The organism is Bacillus sp. MT(2024) (genome assembly GCF_036362845.1).
Classification (GTDB): Bacteria; Bacillota; Bacilli; order Bacillales; family Bacillaceae; genus Bacillus; species Bacillus velezensis.
In genome coordinates, this window is the sequence record NZ_CP143632.1 from 1880236 (window position 1) to 1892213 (window position 11978).

Here is an 11978-nt window from a genome sequence, read left to right on the forward strand (position 1 = left end):
AATTTAAAGAAATAATGCTTTTCCCTAAAAGTTCAATTGAATAGAATCAAGCGCGTTCTCTTCTTCCTCATTGCTGCCGCTCAATCCGATATGTTCGATTAGAATGCTTGGCTGTTCCAAAATCGCCGATAGGATGTGTAAGTAGTCGTTTGATAAAACCTCGATTCTGCTTTTCTTAAACAGTTTTTTCGAATATTCAAACAGTCCGTGATAGTTGTCGCGGTCCGCCTGAATCGACAAGGTCAAATCGAATTTCGCAACCGGATGATGAAATGGATACGGCTTGAGTTGAAGAGAATCGAAAGTCAATTCAGCATGATCGAGATTTTGCAGCACAAACATCGTATCGAATAAAGGATTGCGGCTTGAATCTTTTGGAAGATGCAGATGCTGAATTAATTCTTCCAACGGATAGTCTTGATTTTTATAGGCGTTCAGCATGTTTTCTTTTACTTCGTTTAAGTAGGCATCAAATGTTTTACGGCCCGCCGGGTGATTGCGAATGACTAACGTATTGACGAACATTCCCACGACCGGCTCTACATCCAAATGAGTCCGCCCGGCAGATGGCGTTCCTACGATAATATCTTCTTGTCCGCTGTATTTGGATAAAAGAATCGTATAGGCTGCCAATAAAATCATATACAGTGTTGCTCCTGTGTCTTCTTCCATTTGGCTTAAACGCTGTTTCAAGTGTTCTGGTATAAGAAATTCAAATGATTCGCCTTCGTAATCGCGTATGGCAGGTCTCTCATAATCCGCAGGCATATCCAGTACAGGAATATCACCGTGAAACTGATCCAGCCAATACGCTTCCTGGCTCTTGATGTTCCGTTTCTGAATGTCCGATTGCTGCCAAACTGCAAAGTCTTTATATTGAATAGAGAGCGGGTCCGGTTCGTTCCCCTCGTAGATTCGGCTTAAATCTTTCATCAGAATATTGACGGACACGCCGTCAGAAATGATATGATGCATATCAACCACAAGCACGTGCCGCGCAGGTTCAATTTCAATCAGTCCGGCCCGCATCAGCGGCGGTTTGGCTAAGTCAAACGCTTTGATGAAATCCAGCACACGGTCTTCCGCTTCTTCTTCGCTTGCTTGAATCCGTTCTATCGTAAAGTCGACGTTCTGATGAATACGCTGTGCCGGCTCGCCTTCATATAAATCAAAGCTGGTCCGCAACGCTTCATGACGCGCGATTAATTTTCGGAAAGCGGCGTTTAACCGTTCGGGATCGATCGTCCCTTCCACATTCATGGCACCCGTCATATTGTAAGTCAGCTCGCCGCCTTCTGTGTGACTTAACAAATACATCCGCCTCTGAGCTGAAGAAACCGGATAATATGGCATTTCCTTTGCAGCCGGAATCGGTACATATCGATTTTTGTCCATGTGTAACGCCTTGTCAGCCAATTGTTCAATGGTAGGAAACTTGAATATGTCTTTGAGAGACAGATTCACATCCAGCTCTTTGTGAATTCTGGCGGCTAAGGCAGCCGCTCGAATGGAGTTGCCTCCGAGATCAAAGAAATTATGTTTGATCCCCGCATGGCTTATTCCGAGCACTTCCTTCCATAAATCTGTCAGTTTGGATTCCGTCTCATTACCCGGCGGAACATATTCAGCTGTCAGCTGAAGACTCGCTTCTGGTGCTGGCAGTGCCTTGCGGTTTATTTTCCCATTGGACGTTAACGGCATATGCTCCAGATGGACAAAATAGGACGGAACCATGTAGTCTGGAAGCTCCGATGACAATTGTTCCCTAAGCTGCGCAGCCGCTATAGGCTTGTCGCTTACGTAATACGCGCATAATTGTTTTAAGCCGTCTTCTTCTTCTTTCACCGTAACTGCGGCTTTTTGCACCGCTTCCGCGTTATGCATTGCTGCTTCAATTTCACCAAGCTCGATTCGGTATCCCCTGATTTTGACTTGTTCATCAACGCGTCCGATATATACAAGATTTCCGTCCTTCAACCGCTTAGCCAAATCCCCTGATTTGTACATCTTCGCTCCCGGGACATACGGGTTTTCAACAAATTTCTCTGCCGTTAAATCCGGACGGTTCCAATACCCTCTGGCAACACCCGGTCCGCTGATATATATTTCGCCGATTACCCCGATCGGAACCAGGTTTCTGCTTGCATCGGCCACATAAATATCCGTGTTGGCAGCCGGAGTGCCGATCGGTACAAATTCCCGCTTGTCCCGTTCTGCGTCGAAGTGATAAATCATACATCCGACGACAGCTTCCGTCGGTCCGTATTCATTGAAAATGTCCAGCCGGCCTTTAAACTGCTCGCTGACACTTTTGGCCAGACGGGTGCTTAAATTTTCTCCGCCGACAATCATTTTCCGTATTGCCGTGCCGCCAGCGATATTCATCTCCTTGATGACGTGCAGATGTGCCGGGGTCAATTTGATCATGTCTATTCTTGAGTCCCGCATAATCTCAGAAAGCACAGCGCTTTTGTCTTCGCCGTCAAAGACAATGATGGTATTTCCCGTAACCAGCGGTGTAAATATCGAGGTCACAGTCAGATCGAAAGAGATGGAAGAGTATAATGGGAAGTTGGTTTTCTCACCTCTTACATAAACCTCTTTCGCCCACCAAATATAATCAGCCAGTCCCTGATGCTCAATGAGGACACCTTTTGGATTTCCCGTGGAACCTGACGTATAGATCATGTAGGCCAAATCATGCGCATCGCTGTCCGATTCAAGATTCGAGTGATCCTCATGGTATGAGTTTTCCTCATCCAAAAGCACAACGTCACCATCATACGGTAATTGATCCAGCAGGCTGCGCTGTGTCAACACAACCTCCGCCCTTGAATCTCTCAGCATATATTGGATCCGATCTTCCGGATATTCAGGATCAATGGGCACGTATGCGCCGCCGGCTTTCAGAACAGCCAAAATTCCGACAATCAGTTCGATCCGATGCGGGCAGATGATGGCAACGAATTGATCCGCTTGTACGCCTTTTGTCCGTAACGTCCGCGCCAATCGGTTCGCCCGTTCATTGAGCTGTCTGTACGTATACCGCTCATTGCCAAAAATAACGGCTTTATGATCGGGACTCTGTTCCGCTTGCATTTCAAACCATCGGGTTACTGTTTCGTTATGCGGATACGGCGTCTTTGTGCCATTACACTCCGTCAGCAGTTGATGCCGTTCGGTTTCAGACAGCATAGGAACGGAAGACAATGTCATCTCCGGCTGCTCAACAAGACTGTTTAAAATGGCAGTATAGTGTTTGGTGATCTGTTCAATGGTGTCTTTTGTGAATCGTCCCGGTTTATAATCAAAATGCATCTCTATCTGTTGACCGGCATCTTCGATCGTGAGCATCAAATCATACAAAGAGACCCCTGGATTTCGTTCTTTCACTTTAAATGTACATTCATTGTGCCGGATTTCATGAAATTCAATGTTTTGAAACACAAACATCGTGTTAAACATAGACTGTCCGGTTGTTTCCCGTTGCACATTTAATTTCTCCACAAGCCGATCGAATGGATAGTCTTGGTTTTCGAAAGCGTCAAGCGTCTGCCGCTTTACTTCTTCCAGATAATCCGTAAACGTTCTATTGGCGTGCGGCTTCGTCCGGATTCCAATGGTTTGTATGAAAATACCGATGATCTTTTCGATATCCGGATGATTTCTTCCTGAAGCAGGCGTGCCAACGACAATGTCTTCTTGTCCCGTATATTTATGAAGCAGCACATTATAGGCGGCCAGAAGCACCGTATAGAGAGTGGTTTCCGCCTTTTGCGCCAAATCTTGAAGCGAGCGGATGACATCCGGCTGTAAGGAGCATGTCACACGCTGTCCCTCAGAAGACCGTTCTGCCGCTTTTGAGCCGTCTGTCGGCAGGTCAAGGATGGGAATTTCGTCTTGAAATTGTTCCAGCCAATATGTCTCCTGCCGCTTCATGGCATCCTCATTCAGCCGTTGGTTTTGCCATTCTGCGAAATCTTTATATTCAAATTCAATGTCTGGTAGTGGTTTCTGATGATATAAAGCCAGCAATTCATTTGTAAGGATGTTGACGGAATAACCGTCCGAAATGATATGATGCATATCGATGAGCAGTTCGGCCTGCTCGTTTTCAATCTTGATCAGCTCCGCACGAACTAACGGAGCTTGGTCCAGGCGGAACGGTTTTACAAACCGGTCTGAATAGGCATCAAATTCGTCCCGGCTCATTGTCCGGACATGAACGTTAAAATCAACTTCGTTTTCAAGTTTCTGAACGATATCGCCATCTATAATGTCGAAATACGTGCGAAACGCTTCGTGCCGCTGCATCACTTGTTGAAGAGATGAGATCAGGGCTTGCTCATCGTACTTCCCTGTTATTGATATTTGGCCGAACATATTTTGCGCCAGCTGATCCGGTTCCAGTTGGTGCAGGAAATATACTCTTTGCTGCGCCGGCGATGTCGGGTAATACGCTTTTTTCTCGGCAGCCTTCATCGGGAGGTGCACGACTTTTGTTTCGTTCTGAATGAAATGTGCTAATTCCTTAACAGTCTGGTGATTGAAAAATTGTCCGATGGAAACCTTTTGATGAAATGTCTTCTGAACTTTGGAAAGCATAAGCGTCGCCTGGAGCGAGTTTCCTCCCAGAGCCAGGAAGCGATCTGATCTGCCGACCCGTTCAAGGCCGAAAAGTTCCTCCCAAATCCGCGCCAGCTGCCGCTCCGTTTCATTTACCGGCGCCTCGTAGGCTTCAGTGAAATTTGCTGTATTGCTTCCTATTGAAGAGACCCGCTTCTGGTGTTCGGCATAAAGTGCTTGTAAATCATGCTGTTCTTCATCGGAAAACAGCATCATGGCGTCAAGAGGGATTGAATCTCCCTCAACCATTTTTTGCAGCAATTTTGTAAAACCCGCTCCCCACTTTTTCATGATTTCCGGACTGATGACGTTCGTATTAAAGTCGAAATCAAGAACATATTCTTGATGCGCGTCTGTTATGTTAAGAAATAAATCATACAGGGTGCATTTTACCGGGTATGCAACGGGCTCCGCTTCCGCCTTTCCGAAATGCAGCTTTCGAAAAGGCCTGTCTAAATTAAAGATAATACGCATATCCGGCACTTGATCGTGCGGAAGCTCTCTGGCCACCAGTGTCATCGGGACGGCTTGGTGCTGCATTGCAAGATTCACGCTTTCTTTCATACTGCCAAGATAACCGGATAAAGTGCTTTCTGAAGAAGACGTGTTCTTCACCGGAATCATATTGACGCAATTTCCAATCAGATCATGCTGTTTCATATGCGATTGACCTGCTGCGGGGACCCCGATCACAAGGCCTGACTGTTTGGTAAGCCGGTGCAGAAAAAGATGAAATGCACCCAGCATCGTCACAAATACGCTATTTTTCATCTGAATGCTTAATGACCTTAAAGCCTCGCTCAATGGCCGTCCAAGCCTGACGGTACACCGGTCTCCCTCATACCCGTTCGGATAACGGACAGAAGCTGCGCTCGGCAGAATTGGCTGCTGTATCGGTTCAGAGAAATGACGCCGCCAATACCGGACCCCTTCTTCATAATGGCCGCTGTCAATCTGTACCTGCTGCCAGTCTAAGTATTGGCGAAACGAAACATCTGCCTCTTTCGGTGAAATCGGCTTTCCTTGTACAATTGCCGCGTAGTTGCTCTCCAGTTCTTGAACAAAAACGGCGATTGACCATCCATCGGCAATGATATGATGGAACGTGAGCACAATCAGATGTTCATTGTGAGCCGCAGTAAGCACATGGATTCTAAACAAAGGCTTTTGTTCATGGAAATGCAACGGCCGCTTGGCATCTTCTGTCAGCCATTTTTGAATTTCCGACTCCCGATGTTCATGCGGGTGACCGGTAAAATCAATGACTGGTATTTCTATATTCATCCGTTCCTGCACTTGCTGTACCTCGTCATCGGGATGAATCACCGTACGTAAAGCTTCATGACGGTCAACGATATGCCGGACGGCTTGTTTTAATGGCGTATGCTGCAGTTCGCCCTCCACTTTCAGCATAATGGACTGGTTTAAAGCGGCGGAAGCTTCATTCCCGTAATGGGATGCCATAACCAACTGCTTTTGTTCAGGTGAAAGCTCGCGCGTCCCGGACTTTTTACGGCCTCCGCCATCAGGGGAATCCGGGCCTTCCGGAATAAATCCGCCTCGGCGAAGATCCTCCACCGTGTCTTTCACCGCTTGAATAATATTTTCGATATCATCTGCGGTATGCGCGACGGACAAGAAGCAGTTGCGTCCTTCCCACACATAGACACCTTTATAGTTGAGATGGTAAAAGAACAAGTCATTATCAAGCGATGAGACAAACCGGAATAAAGAACCGAATCGAACCATGCGGATAGGCACTTGCGCTTGTTCGAAGCAGCGATTCAGCTCATCGACCAAGTAGGCTGTTTTTTGATTCAGCTGCTCATACAGATGTTCTCCCTCGGTTTGTAAATGACGAAGGACGGCTAATGACATTCTCATGGTAAGCGGATGAGTATTGAAGGTGCCGGCCACAAACGTGCGTTTCGCCTCGTCTTGCGGGTAGGAATCGTCCCCATACTGCCAGGTACCCCCGTCGATCGCATTCATGAACTCAGCTTTTCCGGCAACTACCCCTAACGGCTGTCCGCCGCCGATGATTTTTCCGTAGGTCACTAAATCAGCCTGAATGCCGAACCATTCCTGTGCGCCGCCGAGACCGATCCGAAATCCGGTAATAATTTCATCCATAATCAGAGCTGTTCCGGATTGCTGCGTGATCGCCCGCAATTCTTTCAAAAATGCCCGCGGCTGCAAATCCGGTCTGCGGCTTTGTACCGGTTCCACCAGTACGGCTGCCAATTCATCACCAAGACTGCGGATCACGTCCAGCGAATCGGGATTGTTGTAATGTAAAATAATCAAATCATCCATAAAGCTCTGCAGTATACCCGGAGCCAGCGGATTCGCAGACGCAGCTCCGCCTTTTGTGCCGGCAACCCCTAATACGCCGTCAAACGTGCCGTGATAAGATCCCGAGAACGCCACGACTTTCTTTCTTCCTGTTGCCGCCCGCGCCAAACGCAGGGCAACCATGACGGCCTCTGTTCCGGAATTATAGAAAGCGACCCTTTCCACCCCGGTACATGTGCGGATCCGGTCGGCAACTTCACCGGCGACATCTGACATCGGGCCGAGCGGAGGCAATGATGAACGGGCTGAATCATCGATAACCTGTGTAATAAAGGAAGGATGATGCCCGAAAAGGTTAACCCCGAATCCCATGGTGACATCGATATATTCATTTCCGTCAATATCCCACATTTTAGAACCGTCAGAACGTTCGGCGATAATCGGGTATACGATTTCCTTCCAATATGAACGGAAGCTGGACAAGTTGCGGTTGTTTGCATGAGCAAATCGGGTGTTGTCCGTATATTGTTTGGAACCTTTCGTTTTATCTGCGTATTTCTTGATGAAATCTTCTAAGTATTGTTTTTGCCGTGCGGTATAGTGTCCCTGTTCATGCAGGTTCTGAGGCTGGAAAGGAACATAGGGTTTCGCTTCTTGAGCCGCTTTCTTTTCTGCAGTGACGGCCGGAGGCCCCTGCTGGACAGAAGGAATTGATTTCTCTTGCGCTTTAGCGTATTCTTTCTCATCGGAATGATGTCCGCTGTTTCTCAACAAATTAAAGCTATTTAATTGAGCTTGCAAGGTATCCTGAATTAATTGATTCTGAGAAGTGATTATTTTTTCGAGCATATGCTCTTGATGACCTTCTCTGCGATCCGATTCAGACTGTGCTTCTGAAATGACCTGCATTTCCTGCGCCGGAACATTCTCTTGAGGCGGAGCGGATGCAAAGGACGATGGAACGGTCTCAGCCAAGTAATCTATGACACTTTGAAGGTTGTTCATCGTATCAAAAAAACGATCCATCGGGATGTCTGCCCCAAATTCGTCCGCGATGGCTTTTTTGACCTGTGACAGCATGATAGAATCCATTCCGAGCCCGATAAAATGAGCATTCAGATCGAGTTCCTCCGCTCTGATCCCCGAAGCATTGCTGATTACAGTTTTCAGGAAGGATTCAATGTGCGACTTCGATTGATTGATATTCAATGCCGCTTCTCCTCTCTTTTCGTCCTCGTTTAAGCGCAATTGGTCAGCTTCAGCCCAGCATCGGCTCCGTTCAAACGGATACAGGGGCAATGGCGTCTTTTGTACAGTTTCACCGGAATAAAGCGCGCGCCAATCGATAACGGCTCCTTGCACAAATAATTCGGCGGCGCGATGCAGCCATATGATCCGTTCATCTTGCGTACGTAAACGCTGCTTAATCAGTGCGGCTGCTTGTTGATTCAGCTCTTCTTTATGAGCGGGCAGCATTTCCTTCATATTCTTGTAGCCGATGTATACACCGGGAAGGTTTCTGTCTCCCTGAATCAGGCTGGTCAGCTTATCCGATAGTTCTTGTTTACCGGATACAATCATGGCAATGCCATGATCCAAATGAGCCCTGCCCGTACTGGCTGTATAGCAAATGGACTTTAATGAAGCTTGGCTGTCATCCGATACATATTGCCGGTACTGCTGTGCGAGTTCATAGAGTGATTTTTCAGTATGAGCGGATAAAACAAATAGGTGCGGCCCATGTTCATCCTCGGGCGCATACTTACTTTGAGAAATATATTCTTCCAATACCACATGAGCGTTCGTCCCGCTAAAGCCAAATGAGCTGACTCCGCCTCGCAGCGGCTCTTCACCGGATGTGAACGCTGCAGCTTCCTGGTTTACGTAAAATGGTGAAGAGTGAAAATGAATGAGCGGATTAGGTTCATTAAAGTGCACTAACGGCGGATTTTTCTTGTGATTCAGCATGAGGACAGATTTGATCAGCCCGACGATGCCTGCCGCTTCAAACAAATGACCGATGTTCGATTTAACAGAACCAATCGCACAAAATTGTTTTTTTGCCGTATACTTTTCAAACGCTTTACAAAGCCCGTTAAATTCAACCGGATCGCCGAGCTTCGTTCCGGTGCCATGCGCTTCGATGAAAGACAGTGTTTCAGGGGCAATGCCCGCGTCTTTCCAAGCCGTCTCAATGACCTCAGTCTGAGCTGCCGGATTCGGTGCTGTAATCCCGGCGGTTGTTCCGTCTTGATTCAGCGCGCTTCCCTTGATTACGCCGTAAATATGGTCTCCGTCGCGAACAGCATCCTGCAGAGGTTTTAGCAGGACTGCGGCCGCGCCTTCACCTGTGCCAGTACCGTCTGAATCTTTGCTGAACGTTTTCGTGTACCCGTCCGAAGATTCCATATCAAGTCCGATACAGATCGGCAAGAGCGATGTCCGGATACCGCCGGCAAGAGCCATTTCACAATCGCCGGATATTAAAGATTTACATGCCATATGAACCGCGGCAAGCGATGAGGAGCATGCCGTATCCACTGTGACCGCCGGCCCTTTTAAATTTAGGAAATAAGCGATTCGGCTGGCTAACACGGAAGGGAGATTGCCCACGATATATTGATGAAGCTCCTCCGGATAATTCGCAGAAAGGAGACGTTCATAATCGTAGCCCACCTTCGAGTACCCTGCATATACCCCGACACGGCTCCCGTTCATGCTGCCGCCGGCATAGCCCGCATCTTCAATCGCATGCCATACAGACTGCAAAAACAGTCTTTGGTTAGGGTCCATAAACTGAGCCGTTTTAGGAGCTAAACCGAAAAACGAGTAATCAAAGCGGTCGATTTCATCTAAATAGCCGCCCTTCACAAACTGATTCTCATTGATTTCGCTTTGGATGGACTTTAAATAATCCGCCGCATCTTTCAGCCGGGATGCAGGGTATTCTCGAATGCTGTGCTCACCTTTTTCAAGCAGATTCCAAAAATCACTTTTCGTTGATGCTCCAGGGACATTGAGCGACATCCCGATAATGGCGATATCTTTCGGTGTCACATGGCTTGGTTTTTCTGCCGCGTCCTGCTTGATTTCAGCCCGGCTTTCAGACAGATATGCCGCTAAATCAGTGATAGAAGGATACGTAAAGAGATCTGAAACAGCAAGCTCGCGTCCGAATTTCTGTTCTATGCGCTCGGCAATCTGCGATAACTGTAATGAATTTGCTCCCATATCAAAATAACTGTCAGCGAGGTGAACCTTTTTCCCATTGAGCACATCGGAAAAGATAGACAGTAATTCCGTTTCAATTTCATGAATGGGAGTCTGTCCGGATGTTTCCGGGCTGCTCTCCAAACATTCATTGATAGCGGCAGACTCTGTTGAAAAATTCCCTGCCTCATACTGTCTGGCAAGTTCGTAGCGTTTAACCTTTCCGCTGGTTGTTTTAGGGAGTTTTCGGATCGGAAGGACTTCTTTTATGCTCCAGCCGCCCCGCTTGAGCAAATGCTTTTTTATCTCTTTGACAAGCGGTGCGAATTTTTCAGGTGATTTTTTGTAAACAACAAAGAGCACGATTTCTCCGCTTTGTGTCTTTTGATCATATACACCGCAGGCGGCAACTCTTCCTAAGTCAACCTCTTCCATTTCAATCGCGACCCGTTCAATATCGTGCGGGTAGATATTTTTTCCGTTCACGAAAATAATGTCCTTTTCTCTTCCGGTTACGACTAAGTTACCACTTTCACTAATGAATCCGAGGTCCCCCGTTTTTACCCAGCCGTCAGAAGTCAGCGCTTTTTCCGTACTCTCGGGGTTGTTATAATACCCTTGTGTCACATTGTCTCCTTTGATCTGGATATGGCCGATGATTCCGTCTTCTACTCTTTCATTTGCTCCATCGGAGATCCGAAGCTGACAATAGTCAATAGGTTGTCCCACTTCGACGAATGAAGCGCAATTTTGATCCTCTTTGCTTACTTTTACAGCTCTTTCACCAAGATTTAAATAGTCACGATGCAAATAAACGGGAACGAATTCTTTACCTAATTTAGAGAATGCTGCGCCGACCGAAGCTTCCGCTAAACCGTAAACATTCAAAATGGCGGATCTTTTCAGATTGAATGCTGCGCATCTTTTCAAAAATTCGTCACATAGCTCCGGCAATATCGGTTCTGCACCGTTTGCGATGACCTTGATGTGGGATAAATCCCAGTCTGGTTCGTTTTTCAGAAATTTAAGGAAGTAGTTGTACCCGAAATTTGGAGAGGATAGAATACTGGCTTTATGTTCATGAGCTTTTTTCATCCAAAGAATAGGTCTGCGAATAAATAATTCTGTAGGCATTAGATTTTGATTGATTCCGGTTATGAAGGGAACAAGGTGGCAGGCGATGAGCCCCATATCATGCGTTAAAGGCATCCATGATAAGAAAGAGTCTTTCGAATGAACGGCTAGGGCATTCCCAATGGCGCACGTGTTATGTATTAAGTTGTGATGCGTTAACATGACTCCTTTTGGATCTCCTGTCGATCCTGAAGAAAATTGGATAAAGGCGAGTTCATCCGCATCAGGTTCATAAAACGAAGCGGGGTAATCGTAGGTTTGATCTTGAATGATGTCAGATTTTTCGTTTAATTGATGATGGAAATCCTGTAAATCGTGTTCTGCAGCGTATTTCTTTATTTTGTCCAATACTTTTTCAGAGGCAATCAGAAACGGGTGATTTAATATGTTCCAAATGCGCCAGACCTTCAGCTTATGGTCATCATCTTCTCCGATACTGACCGGCACCGGGATCATTCCTCCTAATATACAAGCCCAAAAAGCAACGACAAATGATTTGTTTTCTTGGATTTGAAATACGATTTCCTGCTTCGGCTGAATGCCGATATGCTGTAAATAGCCAAGATACCCTTGCGCCTCTTCAAACAATTGGCGATAAGAGACAACCGTCTCGTTTTTATCGGATTCGATAAAACGGATCCCGCGGTCAGAGATATTGCTTCTTTCCCGAATGACATCTACTAAGGTTTGGAATTGACTGGTATACATAGGTC

General features: G+C 46.7%; 1 protein-coding gene. It reads right to left on the minus strand.

What is annotated here, in order from left to right; genetic code table 11:
* Window positions 1-24: 24 nt before the first annotated feature.
* Window positions 25-11973 carry a bacillomycin D hybrid PKS/NRPS BamA gene (gene bamA / locus VP472_RS09105; RefSeq protein ID WP_146276880.1) on the minus strand — a complete coding sequence of 3983 codons (11949 nt, stop codon included), beginning with the start codon at window positions 11971-11973 and terminating at the stop codon, window positions 25-27.
* Window positions 11974-11978 lie beyond the last annotated feature (5 nt).